This is a genomic window from Marinobacter sp. (assembly GCF_965229985.1).
Lineage (GTDB): Bacteria > Pseudomonadota > Gammaproteobacteria > Pseudomonadales > Oleiphilaceae > Marinobacter.
The window spans coordinates 941,291-960,895 of record NZ_OZ245935.1; the positions used below are offsets into that span (position 1 = coordinate 941,291).

Genomic DNA, 19,605 nt, shown 5'->3' on the forward strand with positions numbered 1-19,605 from the left:
ATTACTCGGTCCTTGAGTTTTCGTGGTTCCCTGCCAGGGCTGACTGGCGGGCAAGGGTCGCCGCTTCGCTCGCCAGGCGTTCAAAGCCGGCAAAGTCAGTGTCTTTCGGGGGTGAATCCAGCAGCGTCAGGATCTCCGGCGGAAGGTCCCCTAACCGTTCCAGGTGGCTGGAGTAACCAAAAACATTGGTCCATTGACCCTGGGCGCGCTCCGAGGTGTAGCCGCTATTCCTGGCACGGGCAAGCAGTTGGCCGAGCAATTGGGACCGACTGAACCGGCTTGCCAAGGTCGCCCAAGCGGGAAAATACGTATCAAGATGGCGTGTCATCTTTTTCAACAGGGACCACTCGTCCACTTCCCCGAGCTTGTCCACCTCCTGGTCCGACAACACCAACGGAAATCCAGTGCGGTTCTCTTCGGCCCCTTCACTGCCGGCACCACTGGCGACTTCCATGTGTTGCCATTGCCATCGGACGATATCCGGCAACAAGAGCGCCTGGACTCCGGAAAGCGTGGTACAAAACGCCTTTACTTCCGTAAAGAGCAGGCCTGCCACACCAGGATCAGCAAGCCGCAGGATAAAATCAGTGCCCGTTGAATGACGGACCTGGAGGTACTGCCTCAGTTGCCTTGCCAACGCATGAAGGTCCTGGGCGCTTTTGATCAGATACCCCCACCCCGGATAAAAGCCCTCAGCCAGAAACCTCTGCGCGAAGAGAGACTTGTCATTGATGGAAATAAGCAGTGGGGCGACATCGGCAAGGGCGTCCCAGCTCGTTCCCGCGTAGAGGTTTACAAACGCCGGGAACTCGTTGTCCTGGTATAACCGTTTCTCCGCATCGGGCAGGCTGAGGCCATCCACCAGCAGGTAGTTCCAGCACCAACCGTCTGTGGTGAGCAGGCCATGGTTCGGGGGCGTCAATGGTGGCATCATGAATAACTCCGTCATACGGCCGCCCTACACACGGCCGTTAACGCTTTGCCTTCACTCAGTGCCTGGCGCTGGGACTGCGGATCAAAGACCGCTCCCTTCCCGACATCCGCCAACGTTGTTTGGGCCACTTCAATCGGCCGGTCACCCTCAATAACCTGTGGCATTTTCGCCATCACCACATCCTGCCCTGAGCCACTGCCCGGCGAACCACCAGAATTGATCTTGATGCCCGGCCCCGACAGCGTTACACCACTCGGATCAAGCTTCAAAAAACTGCCACCCGCCGAAATGGTGATTTCAGCGCCGGCATCCAGCACCACTTTGGTTCCCGACTTGTGGTGTACTTCAGTGCCCGCTTCGCTAAATGTTCCCTGGGAGGATTTCTGGTGGAATGTGCCGCCTATGTTCTGGCTGCAATCGCCTCCGATGGATTCCCGCTGCTCGCCATCGACTGCGCGATGCTCGTTGCCTTTCACGTGACTGAAATCGTTGTTTTCGACTGTGCGGTGACTGTCGTTACGAATCACCTCCGTGCGGTTGTTCTCGGTGAGCAGATCCAGGTCTTTCTGGGCGTGTACGTAGATCTGTTCCTGATCAGCCTCATCTTCAAACCGCAGTTCGTTACTGCCCTCGCCCTTGTGGGTTTTCGTTTTCAGGGTGGTGCGGGTTTTGTACTCCGGCAGCCCATAGGGTGGCGTGTTGGTCACGTGATGGGTTCGGCCGGTGATGATGGGCTGATCCGGATCACCGTCCAGAAAGGAAACAATCACTTCGTGGCCGATCCTCGGTAGCGCCATGAAACCATACTGGCCGCCGGCCCAACCCTGGCTGACTCTCAGCCAGGCGCTGCTGTGTTCGTTATTTTTCGAGTAGCGATCCCACGGGAACCGGACTTTTACCCGCCCATGTTCATCACAGTGGATCTCCTCGCCTTCCGGGCCGGTGACAATCGCGATTTGTGGGCCGTCCATCAGGGGGCGGTGCGGCGTCTGCGGGCACCAGGTCAGATCTGCAGGTATGGCCTTGAACTGGTTGTGGTACGTGGTGGGTTCGCTGCCGCCTTCCTCTTCCAGAGCCTGGGGCTGCGTTCCGGTGTGGGTGATAGACGTTAGCAGCCACTCCCGATTGAGATTGTCACTATCGTGCTCGGTCAGTTCCACTTTCGCGCCGGGGCTGAAATCCGGACGGTTACTCTCGCCGGATGCGGTGCTGGCATCATTGCGAAGGGATTGCAGTCTGGCTTCGGTAAAAGGCTGGCCACTGGCGTCGGCCTTGAAGCGGCCGGGGTAGTCGTAGTGCTGATAGTCTTCCCGGTGCTTCAGATCGCCAGAAGCATGCTCATGCATCAGGGCATAGGCGGGATTTCTGAAGGTGTAATCCTTCATTGCCACGGAGGCCACCCGAACCCGTTCTTCATACCGGAACCGATACACCGCCGGGCGCTGGGTGCTGCCGCCTGCTTTGGCGTTGTATGCTGCCGGCTCCAGTTTCGGAGCATCGCCATGATGGTCGGCGATTATAAGCGCCGACTGGGTGTCCCCGTCCACGCTCCCGTGTTCATAGCGGTAATGCCAACCCTCTTCAGCCGCGAGGCGTTCGAGAAAGGCCAGGTCGCTTTCCCGATGCTGAACACAGTATTCCCGTTGCTCCGGGGTGCGCTTCAGATCGAAGACCGAATCGATAATGCCGCGTTCCTCAAGCAGAGTCCGCACGATCGTGTCGGTGCTCTGGGTCTGGAACATCCGGCTGTTGTGCATCATCCCAAGGCGCCAGAGCGGTGGCTGGATACTCAATTCATAGCGGGTACGCCGGTGACCGGCATCGCCCCGAACGAATTCGTTGACCACCCCGGTAAACCGCCGAAGAGGCATGCTGTCCTGCCAGATAACGAGATCTACTGGTTGCTCCAGAATCTCTGCAGCCTGAATGGAGGGGTCGGTACTGGCCAGCTCAAGACGACCCTGAAACACCTCGGACAGGCGCTCGGTCAGTTTAAAGCCAACCACTGAGAATAGATCTGAGGGGAATCCGCCAACACGGGCGGTAAACTGCAATCCACTTGCCTGGGGCATATCTTCGTTCCTTGAAAAAGATCATCCTGTTCTGGCTCATCCTGAGCCGAAGCCGATGATAACTTTACCGTCCCTGGAATATAACCCCCCTTAAAAGCGGCATGTTGGTTTGCAGCAACACTTTTTACTTGCTGAGTTGTTTCATGGCCGACTCGAGGCCTTCAACGGTTAACGGGTACATGTGATCGTTAACGAGCTGCCTGGTCATACCCAACGAACCACCGCTACCCCAGTAACTCTCCGGGAGCGGATTGATCCAGACGACCTTACGGAAGTGCTCGGTGATGCGCTGGAACCAGGTGGCGCCTGCTTCCTCGTTCCAGTGCTCTATCGAGCCACCGGGATGGGAGATTTCATAGGGTGCCATGGTCGCGTCGCCGACAAAGATCACTTTGTAGTCGGGCGTGTACTTGTGAAGAATGTCCCAGGTGCTGGTGGTTTCGTTCATCCGGCGGATATTGTTCTTCCAGACACTCTCATAGATGAAATTGTGGAAGTAAAAATATTCCATGTGCTTGAACTCAAGCCGTGCGGCCGAAAACAGCTCCTCGCAGACACGAACGTGAGGGTCCATGGACCCGCCCACATCGAAGAAGATCAGCACTTTTACCGCGTTATGCCGTTCGGGCACCATCTTCAGGTCCAGGTATCCGGCATTGCGGGCCGTTGAACGAATGGTATCGTCCATATCCAGCTGATCTGCTGCGCCCTGTCGGGCGAATTTACGCAGCCGCCTCAGCGCCACCTTGATGTTGCGGATGCCGAGGGTCACGCTGTCGTCCAGATCCTTGAACTCGCGCTTTTCCCAGACTTTGACGGCCCGGCCATGGCGGCCTTTTTTCTGGCCAATCCGGAAGCCTTCCGGGTTGTAGCCGTTGGCCCCGAATGGCGAAGTGCCGCCAGTGCCGATCCACTTGTTGCCGCCGGCGTGGCGCTCCTCCTGCTCTTCCATCCGTTTCTTGAAGGTTTCGATCAGCTCCTCCAGGCCGCCCAGAGAATCGATCTTGGCCTTCTCTTCCTCAGAAAGGTGCTTCTCGAATTCCGCCCGCAACCAGTCGTCCGGAATCAGGGCTTCCAGCAGATCGTCGAGATTCTCGACACCTTCAAAATAGGCCTGGAAGGCACGGTCAAACTTGTCGAAGTGGCGCTCGTCCTTGACCAGGCAAAGACGGGACAGGTAATAGAATTCCTCCATGTCCGCAAAGGCGAGCCGCTTCTGCAGGGCTTCCAGAAGGTCCAGAAACTCCCTCAGACTGGCAGGCACCCGTGCGCGCCGGACTTCAAGAAAAAAATCAATCAACATAAAACGTGACTCTTGCCAATGATCTTGCCGAGAATCAGCTGCGGCGACGGGCCATGAAGGCGAGCTTCTGCAACAGGTGCACATCCTGCTCGTTCTTCACCAGGGCACCGTACAGAGGCGGCAACGCCGAGCTGGTATCCTTCTCCTGCAACATTTTTGCAGACAGCTCGTCGGCCATCAGCAGTTTCAGCCAGTCAATCAGCTCCGAGGTAGAGGGCTTCTTCTTCAGGCCCGGGACCTTGCGCACATCGAAGAAGACTTCCAGGGCATCGCGAACGATTTGCTGCTGCAAGCCCGGGAAATGCACATCTACGATATTCTGCATAGTGTCATGATCCGGGAAGCTGATATAGTGGAAGAAACAGCGACGCAGGAACGCATCCGGCAGTTCCTTCTCGTTGTTACTGGTGATCACCACGATCGGGCGTTTCTTTGCCTTGACCAGCTTCTGGGTCTCGTAGACAAAGAACTCCATCCGGTCGAGTTCCAGCAAAAGGTCGTTGGGGAACTCGATATCCGCCTTGTCGATCTCATCGATCAGCAGAACCACCTGCTCGTCCGCCTCGAAGGCCTCCCAGAGCTTGCCCTTTACGATGTAGTTGCCGATGTCCTTGACCTTTTCATCACCCAACTGAGAGTCCCTCAGACGGGAAACCGCATCGTATTCATAAAGCCCCTGTTGGGCCTTGGTGGTGGATTTGATGTGCCACGGAATCAGCCTCATACCCAGACCAGCGGCCATTTCCTCCGCCAGCAGGGTTTTCCCGGTGCCCGGCTCGCCTTTGATCAACAGCGGGCGCTGAAGCGCAATTGCTGCGTTGACGGCCATTTGCAGGTCATCGGTGGCTACATACTTCTCGGTACCGGTAAACTTCATGCTCTGGTTCCTGTTGGTTACTTTTTCTGGTCTTTCTGATCAGGTTTCTTTTTCGGATCGTCTTCGGGTAATCCGGACTCGTCCTGATCATAATCGGGTAAATCGTCGAACTCGGACAGATCGAAATCCTCAAGCCCGAACTCTTCTTCGTCATCGTCTTCCTGCGCATCAGCGTCTGAGGGATCGGCGACATCCTCCAGCTCCGGGATATCCTCGTCCATATCCGCAGGCTCTTCCTCCACCGGAGTATCGGCCACCGGGATGTCCTCTTCCAGTTCATCGGCCGATTCCAACTCGGGTTCCGAAAGCGCTTCATCTTCCGCCTTCAGAGTGGCCTCATGCTCATCGATCACGGCTTCCAGTTCGGACATATCGTCCTCTGGCGCTTCCTCTGTGACCTCCGGAATCTCATCCGGTTCGGGCTCGCCGGCTTCCTCCGGCTCGACAACAGGCGCCGGGGCCGGCTCTGGTTCCGGCTCCTCCTGCAGATCCTCAAGCGTTTCGCGCTCAGCGGCGGCCTTCTCTTGCTCCTGCTGGCGCTGCTTCCGCTGGCGAAGTGCAAACCACACCAGGCCGCCAATCACTAACAGGCCACCACCTGCCGCGCCGACCATCCATAAAGGTACGGCAGAGGCGGTTTCCGTTTCTTCCGGCTCCGCGGGTGCCGGTTCAGGCTCCTGGGCCGCCGGCGTTACCGGCTCCTCTGCCTGGCTAACGTCGATGGGCGAAGCAATCGCTGGTTCAGGGTCGGGTTGCTCCGGCTCGGCTACTGGCGGCTCCGGCTCAGGCTGCTCGGTGGCGGGCGCTGGTTCTGTCACCTCAGGCTCCACCTGTTCAACTAGCTGATCGGCAGGCTCTGCCCCTTCAGGCACCGTGAACCCGACGGTAGCACTGAACTTGCGGTTGAAGGTCTGGCCGTCGGCGACCACATCAAAGGTGTAGAGGCCCGCAGCTGGCAATCGACTCACGGTATCCCGATAGGTGCCATCTTCCGGCGGCTGCTCACCACTCAATACTTTGGTTCCGCTTCTGCCATCTTCCGAAGTGATACTGAGGCTGACTTCAATCACACCCAGAAAATCAGGATTGGTGATTTTCTCCCCCTCTTCGAAAAAGCCAACCCGGAGTTCCAGTGGCTTGTCCACAGTGAACGTAGTTGGTAGAGGATTAACGACCATCCTGAGATCGCTGACCACCGTTACCCGGCTACCCTCGCCCAGCTCGCCATTGATACGCCACTGCCCGGCCAACGGCTCATTGACCGTGATCAGGTCATAGCCGGCTTCCCTTGCCCAGCGGACATTATCGGGGAATTCGGAGAGATTCACGGTCTGTTCGTCCGGGCGAACCAGTGCAAGCTCCCGTGTTGCCGAGGTCTCGGACTCCCCCCAGAAAATCAGGGCGGTAAATTCACGAACGCCTTCATCCACGGTGAAACCGTTGCCCTCAATCGGGATCTGCTCCTGGGGCACCGCCGTGTTCAGGGCCTGCAGGAACGCCAGGTTCAGTGCATCCGCCGTATCGGCCACCTGGAACCGGCCGCCGGATTCCGTCGCCAGGGCTTTCAGAAAGTCAGTATCGGCAGCCTCTGACAGGGCTACCGGGTGGAACGTGGCGCCCCGCTCTATGAGGTCCGCAACAATGGTGTCCAGAATCCGGTTTTCCTCTGCCGTATTGGCCGCCGGATCGTCGGAGATATCGACCTTGCCGTCAGTCAGCAGGATAAAGTGGGTACTGCTCAGATCGCCGTCAGTGAAATAGTCATCGCTTGCCGTCTCGATCGCCGCTCCAAGGTTAGTCCTGAGGGCGACCGAATTGATCTGCGCCGAGCGCTGAACGGCCATGTCGCGCCACGCGTCGGTCACTTCCCGATGCGGCACCAGCATGTTGACGTACTGCCCAAAGGTCCAGACACCGGCGGTGGCACCCTCCGGCAACAGCCGGGCGAGCAGTCGAACGGCAGGCTGACGCAGGTTTTCCGGATCGGTGTCTTTCATGGACCCCGAGATGTCGACAATGATCCGCACGTCCGACTGCGCTGGCAGCTGAACGTCATCACTTTCCTGGGCGTAAAGCCCGACAGGCAGGCTGAGCGCGAGGAAAACCGCAAACAGACCAAGCCATCTCGATGTCATCTCTCTCAAGGCATCCATCCTTTTCTTCTTTTGTTTTTCTGCGTTACTTGCGAACAAGACGGTAGCGAACCAGATCCAGGACCCAGACCAGCAGCATCACCAATCCGGCCAGACCAAGATTGAACAGGGCCCGGCCTGAAGCGTCGGCGTCGCCAAGAATCATTTCGTAACCGCCAAACAGCCAGGCCGGAATCCACCAACCGGCCAGATCCGGCGATTCAACCGGGGTAAGCAGCAAAGCCACCAGGGCTGCAAGAATCAGCGTCCGCATCCCGTAAAATGGAAGGAAACGGACCAGGCTCTTCATCATGTAAAAGAACACGACAAAGGCAATGGCGTAGGCGGCCCAGAAAATCCCGTAGGCCAGTTGTGCATCAGTATCAATCATTACAGGATCCAGTGAATGATGTGTTCTTCCCAGTCTTCTTCCGGCACGCGGTCCTCTGACATCACCTTGTGACGGATTGAAACGCCGGCCTCGTGCACCGAATCCGGATCCCCACTTCGAAGAGGATGCCAGTCGGCCAGGGGCCGGTCTTCAGCCAACGTCCGGTAGGCGCAGGTATACGGCAACCAATGGTAGTCGCTGACGGTATCCGGTGTCAGCACTGTGCAGCCCGGCACTTTCTGCAGCCGTTCTTCATAGACGGTGCATTGGCAGGTTTCCTCGTCCATATAACGACAAACCAGGTCGGTGTGGTAAACCTCACCAGTGTCTTCGTCTTCCAGTTTGTTCAGGCAACATTTACCGCAACCGTCGCAGAGAGACTCCCATTCCTCAGGCGTCATCTCATGCAGGCGTTTACGCTGCCAGAACGGCACCTGGGCAATCATGGATTGCGCTGGTCCAGCTTGCGTTTGAAGTCCACCACGTACCCTTCCTGCTCTTCCGGCATCTGGAGAAAGAAGTCCTTCTCGCCGATCGCTTCCAGAACCTGCTTGCCGGTGGTTCTTGCCAGCTTGCGGTCCGGTGTCAGCACCAGATCCATGGAATGGACCGGCTGCCCGAAGATACCCCGGAGGCTCTCGGGAAGCTCCTCCCACTTCTGCCCGCGGCGAACAAAAAGGTAGGTGTCGTTTTTCTTGCTGCTCCGGAAAACAGAGACAAATTCACGCTCTTTCATGACTTCAGTAATTCCTCGATATCAGCGCGAACCGGCGCGAGAATCTGCGCCCGCCAACCCTGGAAAAATTCGTGTTGCGCCAGATCGGGGTGCTGCACAACCTTCTCGAGACGCTTTCTGGGCGCCAGTAATTCCATGGGAATATCAGCATCTTCCGCCGCTTTTCTGAAAAGGCGCTTTAACTGCTTAAAGAATCCCTGCTGATCCCGGGACAAGGGTGGCGCGATCCTCTCAAGGGACGAATTATCCGCGGTCGATCCCCGGCTAACAAGTTCAATGAGAGTATCGCCGTACCGACGAACTGCGCCGGAGGGTACACCCTGAACGTTGGAAAGCTCCTTGAGGGAGCCTGGTAGCCGTTCCGCAATTGCAATCAATAGCGCATCCGCCAGCACCCGGTTCCTGGGCCGGTCACGCCGCTGACATTCCAGTTCACGCCAACGAACCAGCTCCCTGAGCACCCCCTGCTGCTGAGCCGAGAGCGTCCAGCCACCTCGCAGTTTCAGGTAGTGGTTATCCGGATCCTCCTGCCCCGCCAGCTCATCGGCAAAGCGAGCGGATTCCTCAACCAGGGCCGCCTTCAGTCCGCGATCGCGCAGCAATGTGCTGACCCACTGGTACATCGGCTCCAGAAAACGGATATCTTCAATGGCGTAGCGTTGCTGGGCATCGCTTAGCGGTCTCGCCAGCCAGTCAGAACGTGTGGCGGACTTGTCCAGCGTCTCGCCGAACAGGGTTTCCACCAGCCTCGCGTAACCCAGGGAAAACCCGGCGCCGGCCATTGCGGCACCGATTTGAAGATCAATCACACCGGCAGGCTCAATATTGAGCCACTGGCGAAACAGTTCCAGGTCTTCGCTCATGGCGTAAAGGAGCTTTGGGGTATTGGGATCCGCCAGGATCTCCCGGAAACGCCGGGATTGTTCGGCGACGGAAGGGTCCACTAGGCAGAACTCGCCGTCGAGACCCAGCTGAACCAGGCCCGGTATCGGGTAAAAGGTGTTTACCCGCTCGAATTCGGTGTCCAGAGCCAGAGGCCTGCCCGGCGCGCGATCCAGCCATTGGTCCAGAGCCTCCGGCTCCCGGACCCAATGGATGCTGGCCGGAGCCGGGGGAACGTCAACAGCCGCAGCGGCCTGGGCAGAAATATCCATAAATGTGCCTGGTAGGGTTATTCGGTCTGGTTCAATCGGAGAGCGGCTTGCGGCCGCGGAATGCGTGAGTCAGGGTAAAGCCGTCAACATAGCCCAGCTCGCCACCAACCGGAATGCCATGGGCCAGCCGGGTAATCAGGATCCCCTGGCCATCAAGACGGTCGGCTATGTAGTGGGCGGTAGCCTCGCCTTCCACGGTCGGGTTGGTCGCCAGGATCAGTTCCGTAACGCCCTCCTCGCGAATCCGCTTCAGCAGGCGTTCAATGCCTATTTCCTCCGGCCCCACGCCATCAATCGGTGACAGGTGCCCCATCAAGACGAAATAGCCACCCCGGTAATCACCAGCCTGCTCAATAGCCAGAAGGTCCGAGGGACTTTCCACCACACACAAGGTACCGGTACGCCGCTGGGGATTGTCACATATGCCGCAGATTTCGGTGTCGGCAAAGTTCTGGCAGCTTTCGCAGCGACGGACACCGTTCATGGCCTGGCTTAATGCGTCGGAAAGACGGGTGCCGCCGGAACGGCCACGCTCCAGCAAATGGAAAGCCATGCGCTGGGCAGTTTTCTGGCCAACTCCAGGCAGGCAACGAAGGGATTCTACAAGCTCATCAACCAGCGGGCTGAACGCCATGAAAGGTCCTCAAACGACTTCAGGATGAAATTCAGAACGGCATCTTGAAACCGGGCGGCAGACCCATGCCCGACATCATACCGGACATCTTCTCCTTCTGATTTTCCTCAACACGCCGAACGGCATCGTTTACCGCAGCGGCCAGTAGGTCTTCCAGGATGTCCTTTTCCTCAGACATCAGAGATGAGTCGATGTCCACTTTACGAACGTCGTGGCGGCCATTCATGGTGACTTTGACCAGCCCGGCACCGGCTTCGCCAGTCACTTCTGCCTTGGCGATCTCTTCCTGGGCCTTCTGCATCTCTTCCTGCATTTTCTGGGCTTTTTTCATCATGTCGCCCATGTTGTTCATCATATCTTATCTCCTGCTTGTCTCTGGCCTCGTCTCGGCCGGCCGGATACTCTCTTCGACTACCCGCGCCTCGAATCGTTCAACGATAGACTTTACGACCGGATCCTGGTGAATGGACGCCTCCGCCGCTTTCTGACGCGCCTTTCGCTGGCGTTCCTCATAAGCCGCCGGGGTATGAGGCCCCGGATTGCCCTGCTCTGTACGTAACTGAATGGAGTCGCCAAAGCGGTTTCTCAAGGCAGCCAGAATTTTTTCCTCATGCCGGCTGTTCAACAGCCTGGAGTGGCCCTCATCAATGGTCAGGGTAATCACATCGCCATCCCGCGACATGGCGCCGTGACTGGCGAGGTTACCGGGCATACCAACAATGCCAAGACTCCGGAAATCCCGGTGCCAAACGAACTCCCCCTCAGCTTCAGGGGCAGCTTCGGCCGCTGGCTCAGGCTCTGGTTGAGGCTCTGCAAAAGCGGGTTCCGGAGCCGGGGCAGGCTGAGCAGCTGGCTCGGCGGCAACTTCAGGTGCTGGTTCTTCTGTAACAGAAGCCTCATCACTTAAAGGATAGCTCTCTTCATAATCTCCAGCCGCCTCGGCCTGGGCGTCCAGACTGGCAAGCCAGGATGCATCCTCCTCCGCAATAGGCGGGGCAGCCGGCATCTCGGGCTCCGGCTCAGGTGTGGGCTCGGGTTCGGGCGCTGGCTGTGCAGGAACTTCGCTGGCCTCTTGGGCCGGCTCCGCGGCCACTTCCGTCGCCGGCTCAGAACGTGGCGATTGAGGTTCCGGCTGCTTTTGCTCTATTTGCGGAGTCGGCGCCGGGTCGGGCTCATCCCGTGGCTCAGAGGCCGCAGACTGACCGCCGGAGCTTATGGCGGGCGGCTCGCGCCGATCAGCCCCGGGGCGAAAGGCCAGCATCCGGAGCAACGTCATTTCGAAACCCATCCGGGCATCGGGCGTAATGGTGAGGTCTTTCCGGCCGATCAGCGCAGACTGATAGAAAAGCTGGGCGTCTTCGGCACTGAGCTTACGGGCCAGGGCCTGGACCTGCTCGGCATCGCCCAGGGCGTTATCGGCGCTGCCCGGAACCACCTGCTCCATGGTGACCCGGTGAAAGAGCGACAGCAGATCGGCAAGGATGACACTGTAATCCGGCGCAAAGTCCGAAATCCGGCTGATTTCCGCCAGCAAGGCGGGGCCGTCGCCTTCAACGAGTGCATTCACGATGCGCTCGATATCGCGCTGATCAATAGTGCCCAGCATATTGCTGACATCACTGGCCGACAGCTTCTGGTTGCCAAAGGCGATCGCCTGATCGGTCAGGCTCAACGCATCTCGCATACTCCCATCAGCAGCCCGGGCCAGGAGCCACAGGGCCGGTTCCTCGAACGGAATCTCCTCGGCACCCAGCACATGGCGGAGGTGGCCAGCGATGTGTTCCGGAGTCATGCGTTTGAGATTGAACTGCAGACACCGAGACAAGACGGTGACCGGCAACTTCTGGGGGTCGGTGGTGGCCAGCAGGAACTTGACGTGTTCCGGCGGCTCTTCAAGAGTCTTCAGGAAGGCATTGAACGACTGATTGGTCAGCATGTGCACCTCGTCAATGAGGTACACCTTGTAGCGGCCACGGGTTGGCGCGTACTGGACGTTATCGGTCAGTTCACGCATATCATCCACGCCGGTGCGGGACGCGGCGTCAATCTCGATCAGATCCACGAACCGGCCTTCCTGGATCTCCTGGCAGCTGGAGCATTCGCCGCAGGGATTGGGCGTAACGCCGGTTTCGCAGTTCAGGCAGCGGGCAAGCAGCCGGCCAATCGTCGTCTTGCCTACCCCACGGGTCCCCGTGAACAGATAAGCGTGATGGAGACGCTGGCTTTCCAGTGCGTGAATCAACGCCTGGAGCACGTGTTCCTGGCCCACCATATCCTCGAAGGTGCGTGGGCGCCATTTACGGGCAAGTACCTGGTAGCTCATGTTCCGCCAACTGCAGTTAAAAACGGCTCTAACCTTAGCACGGACAAAGATCTATAAGAAGCAGACTTGATCCCGGAAACGCACGCACAAGTGCCGCACATAAGTTCATGGCTATCAAGGATAATCAGAAGGAAAAACAAGCGAGGGGATAAAACTGGGGGTGACTCCATCAGCGACACCCCGGCACACAATTCCACCGCTGCGGCTGCTCCCTTCCGGGCCTGACCGGGTTCACGGTTTCATGTTGCGGAGGCACCAATGGAGCCACCATAACGGCGTTTCAGGACAATTCCCTGAAAGCGGCGCGCATATTAGCAAAAGGGTTTGCACACTACAATGACAAATCCGCACGCCGCCAGCATAGGCCTTATTATAAAGGCAGCGGCACCTCATCCTGGCGGAACCAGCAGGCCAGACTGTAACGGGTGCGGTTTGCCGGCAACACCTCGTGTGGGATTTCTTCGCTCATGAACAACGCCATGCGCCCTGCCTCGGGCAACACGGTTCCGCACACCTCAAGGTCGTTATCGCGATTGAACACCTGAAGGGCGCCGCCGTCGGCTGCCTGCCAGTCTTCGTTGAGGTAAAGCACCAAGCTCACCACTCGAGACGCCCTGCCCTTAAAGCTGTCCAGGTGCTGCTTGTAAAAGTCACCGCAGTGGTAGGTAGCGTAATGCGTTTCGAACCGCTTCAGGCCCAGAAACAGCCTCTGGTTCAGACCCTGACGAATCATCTCGAAGAATTCGAACAATGCTGCCTGAGGGGCAGTAACACCCTGCAGCCAGGCGATCTTGTCGCGGCGTACCGAACGGTCACGCACCAGATCATTGCCGCGGCCAATGCCGGCTTTTTTCATGGCATCGGTACGATCCAGAATCTGCACTTCCTGTTTCAGTGCCGCCAGCAGGTTGGCCCCCAGCTGTGATCGCACATCCAGCGACATCCAACCGTGCTCACTCAGCCCCGAAGCCAGCTCATCCAGCCAGTCATCAGGCAAGGCCGCATGTTGATCCGGCGCAGGGTCCATCAGCTGGACATCACTACCCGCCACCGCATCCTCGGCGCTCTGCAAAGGGGTCAAAAGGGGATCATGGATCGGGATGATTACCGGCGTTTCCATCGGCGGGCCTCGCGCAAAATTTGAGCGTATTTTAGGCGCAATTCTCGCCGGAGCGGCAGTTTTAATTTACTCTCTGTGTAGGGAAATACACTTAACCGGTTTCATTTAGCAGATAACCATGTCAGAAAGCAGTAACAGGCCACCGCTCTCACTCTCTCCGGGCCAATGGTCCTTCACGCGCTGGAAAACGATCGGGCAACTGGAAGCCCTTGAGGTACACCACCCTTTGTTCCAGGCCACCCTGTTTTTACAGGGCGCCCACCTGGCAAGCTTCAAGCCCCAGGACGAATCTGACTGGCTGTGGATGAGCCCAACCGCCCGCTACGAGCCTGGCCGTGCCATTCGTGGAGGCATTCCGGTCTGCTGGCCCTGGTTCGGTGATCCGGCCCGCAATGCGCCGGAAGTTCGCAAGCGCATCCATACCGACAAAGCCCACGGGTTTGCCCGCACCGCGCTCTGGAAACTGGAAGATGTCCGGGAGAACGCCCACGAGGTAGAAATCAGCCTGTCACTGGATGCCAATGAAGATTTCAGTGATGTCTGGGCCGGCCACGCACTCGCCCTGCTCACCTTCAGCTTTTCCATCCGGGGCTGCCAGCTGGCGCTGACCACCACAAATCTGGGCAACGATCCCCTGGCCTTTACCCAGGCGCTCCATACCTATTTACCCACCAGCGACATAACCCGCACTCGAGTACTGGGCCTGGGCAACAGCCAGTACATCGACACCCTGGATAACTGGGAATACCGCAACCAGGAGGGGCCGGTGTACTTCGAGGGCGAAACTGACCGGATCTACGAAAGCGGCGAGACCCTGACCATCGTGACACCCCGAACTGGCCGCAAACTCTCCGCGGTGGGCAGCGACTCAACCGTCGTCTGGAACCCGGGCCCTGCGAAAGCGGCAAAACTGTCGGATTTTCCCGATACGGCCTGGCAGTCCATGCTGTGCGTCGAAACCGCCAATGCCGCCAGCGATTACCGGGTGCTAAATAATGGGCAAAGCCACACATTGGGCGTATTCATCGGAAGGAAATCATGAGCCTGGCATCGTTTCTCAAAACCCGACTGGTTCCCGCGGAACTGGACGAGCATATCAACCGCATCCGCAAACCCATCGGGAGCCTGGGCTACGATCCGTGGGGCTACAACAACGAAGCCATGAAATACGGGCTTTCGCTCACCAAACAGATTTACGAGAAATACTTCCGGGTACAGGCGCACGGAGTAGAAAACATTCCCGCCGAAGGCCCGGTGCTGATTATCGCCAACCACAGCGGGCAACTGCCGATCGACGGCCTGCTGATTGGCTATGCCCTCGCCTCCAGGGAAAAAGATGCCCGCATTCCAAGGGCAATGATTGAACGCTTTTTTCCGACCGTGCCCTGGCTGGGCAACCTGTTGAATGAAGTGGGCGCTGTGCTGGGCGACCCGGTCAACTGCGCCAAGATGCTCGCCAACAACGAAGCCGTCATTGTGTTCCCAGAGGGCGTGCGAGGATCCGGCAAACTCTACCAGGACCGTTACCAGCTAAAGCGGTTTGGTAACGGCTTCATGCACCTGGCCATGAAGTACAAGGCGCCAATCGTGCCCGTGGGTGTGGTGGGCTGCGAAGAAACCATCCCGGCCATCGCCAACATCAAGCCCCTGGCAAAGGCCCTGGGCATCCCCTACGCTCCGGTTGCCATGCCCGTGGTGCTGCCGGCAAAGGTACACCTGAACTTCGGAGCCCCGATGTACTTTGACGATCTGGAAATCCCCGAAGAACAGGTCACCGATCGAGTGGAGAAGGTAAAGGCCGAGATCAGCCGGCTGATCGACAAGGGACTGAGCGAAAGGAAAAGGCTTTTCTGATGACCGAACAACCCAGACCGCACATTCTGATTACCGGCGCCGCTGGCGCCCTCGCCCAACAGGTCATCGAACAGCTCAGGGATACCTGCGACCTGGTCGCCGTGGATTTCCGGGAACAGGTCTACCTGGGCGACGACATCCCGAGCTACTGCATCGATTTCAACAAGCGGGTATTCGAGGACCTGTTCCGGCGCTACCAGTTTGATGGCGTAATCCACATGGGCCGGATCATGTCCAGCCAGCTCACCCGTATGCGGCGCTACAACGCCAATGTGATGGGCACCCAGAAACTGCTGGACCTGAGCCACAAGTACGGCATCAAGCGTGTGGTGGTGCTCTCAACGTTTCACGTATACGGTGCCGTAGCCTACAACCCCGCGCTCATTGATGAAGCGGCGCCGCTCAAGAGCGCCGGACTTAGTGCCGACCTCATTGATTCCGTGGAGCTGGAAAACCTGGCCAACATTTACCTGTGGCGCTACCCGGAGCTGAACATCACCATTCTGCGCCCCTGCAACATCGTGGGCCCGGGCGTGCGCAACACCATCAGTACCCTGCTGGCCAGCGAACGCGCGCCGGTGCTGGCGGGCTTTTCGCCGATGATGCAGTTTATCCATATCGACGATATGGCCGATGCCATTGTACTGGCGTATAAAAAACCGACACGTGGCGTGTACAACGTGGCGCCGCAGGACTGGGTGGCGTACCAACACGCGCTCAAGCTTTGCGGCTGCAAAAGGATTCAGGTGCCCTCCATCCCACCGATGATTCCGAAGATGATACTTGGCACCTTGAAGTTGAAGAGTTTTCCGTCCTATCTGATGGCGTTCTTCAAGTACCCGGTGGTGATTGACGGACGGGCGTTTGTTAATGAGTTCGGTTTTGAGCCCAAGCGGCCGCTGAAGGAGATTTTCCGGTTTTATCGGGAGAATAAGAGGCCGGTTTGATCAAACTGTTCAATTTTCGATACATCACACAATGATGAGCGTCACCTTTCTTTACACATCATCAATGCGGTCGGAATTGTTCTATTTCTAAACAGGAGGTTAGGGAATCTGGAATGGTACGTGCTTAGCCCTATGTGTTCATTTGACAAACCAGAAAGGCAGGTATGGATCATGTCCAAGATAAGACGTATTGGAACCGCTCTCGGGCTGGCAGCGTTGGTGGTTTCTCCCTTCGCCTCAGCGAACTTGCTTGAAAACGGCAGTTTTGAGCAGGCCCTGACTCTGAATCAGGACGGCGGAGGATGGGGCTATTTTGACCCAAGCGATGTCGACGGATGGTCAAGCGACACCAACGACATCGAGATCTGGAACTCCGGCTACAATGACGTTGATGCTCAGGACGGCACCCGCTTTGCAGAGCTGAACGCTCACCCGAATACGACCGGAAGCGCATTTACGCTGTTTCAGGATTTTGACACAGTCGCGAACGAGAATTACCACTTGACTTTTGCCTACAGGGCGAGGGTTGGTCAGGAGTCGTTCAACGTTACGGTTGCCGATCTCGATATGGATATAATCAACTTCGACACCGGCGTCTGGACCCTGTTTTCGGGCATGTTCACCGCATCCAGCGAATCTACCAGACTGATGTTCACCTCAATCAACCCGGATACTGAAACCCTCGGAAATTTCCTCGATAACGTTTCCGTTGTTGCCAAGGTGCCCGAGCCCGGAACCCTCGCGCTTCTGGGGCTTGGCTTGGCTGGGCTTGGGATCGCGCGCAGACGCAAGAGCTGACACTGACCCTAAAGCAATATAAGCCAGCGCTTAAAACCCGCTGGCTTTTTTACAAATGAGTTACCCTGACTTTCAAACAAAGCTATTCTTGGCAGGGAACTTTCATTTTTTTGGGGCATTGAAGCATGTTCAGCAACATGGACGTACTCAGCTACTCGTTGGCAGCGATTACGTTCGGGCTCCTGGCGGTACTGGTTGCAACACGATATCTTCGGCGCGGCGTCGATCGGGCGCTGGCACTTGCAGCTGCTGTAACCGCAATCTGGGCATCATCACTCGTCAGCCAAAGCCTCTGGGGATACCCTGGCTTCAATATCCGGTATCTTATCGAATTGATCCGGGACGCAGCCTGGATCTACCTGCTGTTTGCGTTACTCAAAGACGGTCTCAGGGAAAACAGGCTTACGGGCAGGGTGAAGCAGGTTCTTGGCGCCGGTGCGGCAACGCTGCTGGTGATTTTGCTGGGGATCGGACTTGCCGAGAATTTCGCCGGAATTAACGTCGCTACTGGCAAAGTCAAGCTGCTTGGCCAGATAGGACTCTCGCTCCTCGGCTTATCTCTGGTAGAACAGATCTGGCGCAATTCACCAAGCTTTGGGCGCTCAAGCATAAAGTATATCTGTATTGGTGTAGCCACCATTTTTGCTTTTGATTTCTTTATGTATGCAGACGCGCTGCTGTTCGGTCACGTTGCTGACCCTTTCTGGAACGCGCGCGGCTTTGTCAATGCCCTGCTTACGCCGCTTTTCGCCGTCAACGTAATTAATACACGGAAACAGCCCGTGGACTTTCAGCTGTCCAGGTCCGCCGTTTTCCACGCGGGTACACTTTTGTTTGCTGGTGGCTACCTGCTGTTCCTGGCGCTTGGGGGATATTACGTACGTGTACTCGGTGGCGACTGGGGAGACGCCCTTCAGGTTCTGTTCTTCACCATCTCCCTGGTTTTCCTGACAACACTCCTGTTGTCCCGGCGCATTCGCTCCAAACTCATGGTGCTCATCAGCCAGAACTTCTTCGATTATAAATACGACTACCGGGAAGAATGGCTAAAAATGACACGGGAACTGGCAGATCTGAGTGACGACCCTCCTCTGCCCCACCGGGTTATCCGGATGCTGGCAGGACTGGTGGAGAGCAATGCTGGAGCAATTTGGCTCATTGGCGAGCAGGATGCCTATGTGTTGAAGGCGGCCGTCAATCTCTCGATGCCGAAGTACACCATGATAGACAGCGATTCAGAGATTGTTCGATTTTTTCGGGATCGCGAGTGGATTGTAGACCTTCACGAATATAAATCAGATCCCGTGAGCTACAATCTGCTTGAAATTCCGGATGCCATTGCCAAGACACCCGACGGATGGCTCATTATTCCGCTTTACCTGGGTAATGAACTGTATGGAATAGCCCTGGTCGGCAATCCCTATGCCCGAGTGGAACTGAACTGGGAGAACTTTGACCTCATCAAGGTAGTCGCCCGGCAGACCTGTAACCTGCTGGCGCAGGCCGATGCCCAGAACCGTCTGTCGCGAGCCATGCAGTTCGAGGCCGTAAGCAAAGCCTCAGCATTCATGGTTCACGACCTCAAAACCGTCATTGCGCAACTTTCATTGCTGGTGAAGAATGCCCCCAAACATCGCAATAATCCGGCCTTCATTGATGACATGATCAACACAACCGATCATGCAGTCCGGAAGATGTCCAACCTTGTCGACCATATTCGCAAGCCAGATACAGACAATGTCGGCCTGATGAAACCGATAAATCTAACTGAGCTGATTCATAAGCTTGTTGCGAACCATCAGCATCGTGCACCCGCCCCCCGTCTGGACGGCGCCTTCCCTGACGTAGTCGTAAAGGCCGATACCGAACAGCTTCGCAGTGTTTTGAGTCACCTGATCCAGAACGCCCAGGACGCCACCCCCCCAGACGGAGAGATCACCCTGACTCTGAAGCCTGCTAAAGGCAACGTGGTGCTTTTCATCCAGGACAGCGGGAGCGGTATGACCGAAGACTTTATTAGCGACCAGTTGTTCAAGCCCTTCGAAAGCACTAAAGGGCTTACGGGAATGGGCATTGGAGCATACCAGGCACGGGAATATATTCAGAAACTTGGCGGCAATATTGATGTAACCAGCGAGCCTGGCATCGGCTCATGTTTTTCGGTGAGAATTCCTCTTGCTGACGCCTCTGCCATGGAGGCAAAACAACAGGCTGTACGGTCAATTTCTGACACCACTGACCGGAAGGAGAGCGCCAATTAACCGGCGCACCTGTTGATCAATGCAAACCGACATTGCAAAGTGCCAATGATCAGTTAAGAATCACGAATA

General features: G+C 57.1%; 18 protein-coding genes and 1 other RNA gene. 5 read left to right on the top strand and 14 right to left on the bottom strand.

Going from position 1 to position 19,605, the window contains the following annotated elements:
* Position 1: 1 nt before the first annotated feature.
* The 14 genes from ACO06L_RS04275 to ACO06L_RS04340 form a co-directional block, all read right to left on the bottom strand.
* Entirely contained in the window at positions 2-934 is a 933-nt protein-coding gene (locus ACO06L_RS04275; RefSeq protein ID WP_202347655.1) for a DUF4123 domain-containing protein, read from the bottom strand.
* A gap of 11 nt (positions 935-945) precedes the next feature.
* Positions 946-3,006, bottom strand: a complete 2,061-nt coding sequence (locus tag ACO06L_RS04280; protein ID WP_202347656.1) for a type VI secretion system Vgr family protein — start codon at positions 3,004-3,006, stop codon at positions 946-948.
* Between the two features lie 124 nt (positions 3,007-3,130).
* Positions 3,131-4,309, bottom strand: coding sequence for a vWA domain-containing protein (locus ACO06L_RS04285; protein WP_202347657.1), 1,179 nt, complete (start codon positions 4,307-4,309; stop codon positions 3,131-3,133).
* A gap of 34 nt (positions 4,310-4,343) precedes the next feature.
* Positions 4,344-5,186, bottom strand: a complete 843-nt coding sequence (locus ACO06L_RS04290) for an AAA family ATPase (protein WP_064226964.1) — start codon at positions 5,184-5,186, stop codon at positions 4,344-4,346.
* Positions 5,187-5,203: 17 nt separating this feature from the next.
* Positions 5,204-7,321: a VWA domain-containing protein gene (locus ACO06L_RS04295; protein ID WP_227715972.1), complete on the bottom strand. Its 2,118-nt coding sequence runs from the start codon at positions 7,319-7,321 to the stop codon at positions 5,204-5,206.
* A gap of 43 nt (positions 7,322-7,364) precedes the next feature.
* Positions 7,365-7,709, bottom strand: coding sequence for a hypothetical protein (locus tag ACO06L_RS04300; protein WP_202347659.1), 345 nt, complete (start codon positions 7,707-7,709; stop codon positions 7,365-7,367).
* Positions 7,709-8,155, bottom strand: coding sequence for a YcgN family cysteine cluster protein (locus ACO06L_RS04305; RefSeq protein ID WP_064226966.1), 447 nt, complete (start codon positions 8,153-8,155; stop codon positions 7,709-7,711). The genes ACO06L_RS04300 and ACO06L_RS04305 overlap by 1 nt, the downstream gene beginning before the upstream one ends.
* Positions 8,152-8,445, bottom strand: coding sequence for a YcgL domain-containing protein (locus tag ACO06L_RS04310; RefSeq protein ID WP_064226967.1), 294 nt, complete (start codon positions 8,443-8,445; stop codon positions 8,152-8,154). Before ACO06L_RS04310 ends, ACO06L_RS04305 begins: the two co-directional genes overlap by 4 nt.
* Entirely contained in the window at positions 8,442-9,599 is a 1,158-nt protein-coding gene (locus ACO06L_RS04315) for a ribonuclease D (protein ID WP_202347660.1), read from the bottom strand. Before ACO06L_RS04315 ends, ACO06L_RS04310 begins: the two co-directional genes overlap by 4 nt.
* Before the next feature lie 31 nt (positions 9,600-9,630).
* Positions 9,631-10,233, bottom strand: coding sequence for a recombination mediator RecR (gene recR / locus ACO06L_RS04320; protein WP_202347661.1), 603 nt, complete (start codon positions 10,231-10,233; stop codon positions 9,631-9,633).
* 31 nt (positions 10,234-10,264) lie between these two features.
* Entirely contained in the window at positions 10,265-10,588 is a 324-nt protein-coding gene (locus tag ACO06L_RS04325) for a YbaB/EbfC family nucleoid-associated protein (RefSeq protein WP_053115401.1), read from the bottom strand.
* A 3-nt stretch (positions 10,589-10,591) separates the two neighbouring features.
* A complete protein-coding gene (gene dnaX / locus ACO06L_RS04330) occupies positions 10,592-12,556 on the bottom strand; it encodes a DNA polymerase III subunit gamma/tau (RefSeq protein WP_202347662.1) in 1,965 nt (654 codons plus the stop codon).
* A 164-nt stretch (positions 12,557-12,720) separates the two neighbouring features.
* An RNA gene (ffs, locus tag ACO06L_RS04335) (signal recognition particle sRNA small type) lies at positions 12,721-12,817 on the bottom strand.
* A 109-nt stretch (positions 12,818-12,926) separates the two neighbouring features.
* Complete coding sequence (locus tag ACO06L_RS04340) at positions 12,927-13,676, bottom strand: 2OG-Fe(II) oxygenase (protein ID WP_202347663.1); 750 nt, start codon at positions 13,674-13,676, stop codon at positions 12,927-12,929.
* Between the two features lie 118 nt (positions 13,677-13,794).
* Here ACO06L_RS04340 and ACO06L_RS04345 point away from each other — a divergent pair, with 118 nt between their 5' ends.
* The 5 genes from ACO06L_RS04345 to prsK all read left to right on the top strand — a co-directional run bounded on the left by ACO06L_RS04345 (position 13,795) and on the right by prsK (position 19,536).
* The gene (locus ACO06L_RS04345) at positions 13,795-14,718 is read left to right on the top strand and encodes a D-hexose-6-phosphate mutarotase (RefSeq protein WP_064226972.1); all 924 of its coding nucleotides are present in this window, start codon (positions 13,795-13,797) and stop codon (positions 14,716-14,718) included.
* A complete protein-coding gene (locus tag ACO06L_RS04350) occupies positions 14,715-15,530 on the top strand; it encodes a lysophospholipid acyltransferase family protein (RefSeq protein WP_202347664.1) in 816 nt (271 codons plus the stop codon). Before ACO06L_RS04345 ends, ACO06L_RS04350 begins: the two co-directional genes overlap by 4 nt.
* The gene (locus tag ACO06L_RS04355) at positions 15,530-16,477 is read left to right on the top strand and encodes an SDR family oxidoreductase (protein ID WP_202347665.1); all 948 of its coding nucleotides are present in this window, start codon (positions 15,530-15,532) and stop codon (positions 16,475-16,477) included. The genes ACO06L_RS04350 and ACO06L_RS04355 overlap by 1 nt, the downstream gene beginning before the upstream one ends.
* A 171-nt stretch (positions 16,478-16,648) precedes the next feature.
* Entirely contained in the window at positions 16,649-17,275 is a 627-nt protein-coding gene (locus ACO06L_RS04360) for a PEP-CTERM sorting domain-containing protein (RefSeq protein WP_202347666.1), read from the top strand.
* Positions 17,276-17,400: 125 nt separating this feature from the next.
* Positions 17,401-19,536, top strand: a complete 2,136-nt coding sequence (gene prsK / locus ACO06L_RS04365) for an XrtA/PEP-CTERM system histidine kinase PrsK (protein WP_064226975.1) — start codon at positions 17,401-17,403, stop codon at positions 19,534-19,536.
* Positions 19,537-19,605 lie beyond the last annotated feature (69 nt).

Coding starts and splice junctions, on each gene's coding strand:
- ACO06L_RS04345 (WP_064226972.1), top strand. CDS start 13,795: ATGTCAGAAAGCAGTAACAGGCCACCGCTCTCACTCTCTCCGGGCCAA.
- ACO06L_RS04325 (WP_053115401.1), bottom strand. CDS start 10,588: ATGATGAACAACATGGGCGACATGATGAAAAAAGCCCAGAAAATGCAG.
- ACO06L_RS04340 (WP_202347663.1), bottom strand. CDS start 13,676: ATGGAAACGCCGGTAATCATCCCGATCCATGATCCCCTTTTGACCCCT.
- prsK (WP_064226975.1), top strand. CDS start 17,401: ATGTTCAGCAACATGGACGTACTCAGCTACTCGTTGGCAGCGATTACG.
- ACO06L_RS04355 (WP_202347665.1), top strand. CDS start 15,530: ATGACCGAACAACCCAGACCGCACATTCTGATTACCGGCGCCGCTGGC.
- ACO06L_RS04285 (WP_202347657.1), bottom strand. CDS start 4,309: ATGTTGATTGATTTTTTTCTTGAAGTCCGGCGCGCACGGGTGCCTGCC.
- ACO06L_RS04305 (WP_064226966.1), bottom strand. CDS start 8,155: ATGATTGCCCAGGTGCCGTTCTGGCAGCGTAAACGCCTGCATGAGATG.
- ACO06L_RS04275 (WP_202347655.1), bottom strand. CDS start 934: ATGATGCCACCATTGACGCCCCCGAACCATGGCCTGCTCACCACAGAC.
- ACO06L_RS04360 (WP_202347666.1), top strand. CDS start 16,649: ATGTCCAAGATAAGACGTATTGGAACCGCTCTCGGGCTGGCAGCGTTG.
- ACO06L_RS04280 (WP_202347656.1), bottom strand. CDS start 3,006: ATGCCCCAGGCAAGTGGATTGCAGTTTACCGCCCGTGTTGGCGGATTC.
- ACO06L_RS04290 (WP_064226964.1), bottom strand. CDS start 5,186: ATGAAGTTTACCGGTACCGAGAAGTATGTAGCCACCGATGACCTGCAA.
- dnaX (WP_202347662.1), bottom strand. CDS start 12,556: ATGAGCTACCAGGTACTTGCCCGTAAATGGCGCCCACGCACCTTCGAG.
- ACO06L_RS04300 (WP_202347659.1), bottom strand. CDS start 7,709: ATGATTGATACTGATGCACAACTGGCCTACGGGATTTTCTGGGCCGCC.
- recR (WP_202347661.1), bottom strand. CDS start 10,233: ATGGCGTTCAGCCCGCTGGTTGATGAGCTTGTAGAATCCCTTCGTTGC.
- ACO06L_RS04295 (WP_227715972.1), bottom strand. CDS start 7,321: ATGACATCGAGATGGCTTGGTCTGTTTGCGGTTTTCCTCGCGCTCAGC.
- ACO06L_RS04310 (WP_064226967.1), bottom strand. CDS start 8,445: ATGAAAGAGCGTGAATTTGTCTCTGTTTTCCGGAGCAGCAAGAAAAAC.
- ACO06L_RS04315 (WP_202347660.1), bottom strand. CDS start 9,599: ATGGATATTTCTGCCCAGGCCGCTGCGGCTGTTGACGTTCCCCCGGCT.
- ACO06L_RS04350 (WP_202347664.1), top strand. CDS start 14,715: ATGAGCCTGGCATCGTTTCTCAAAACCCGACTGGTTCCCGCGGAACTG.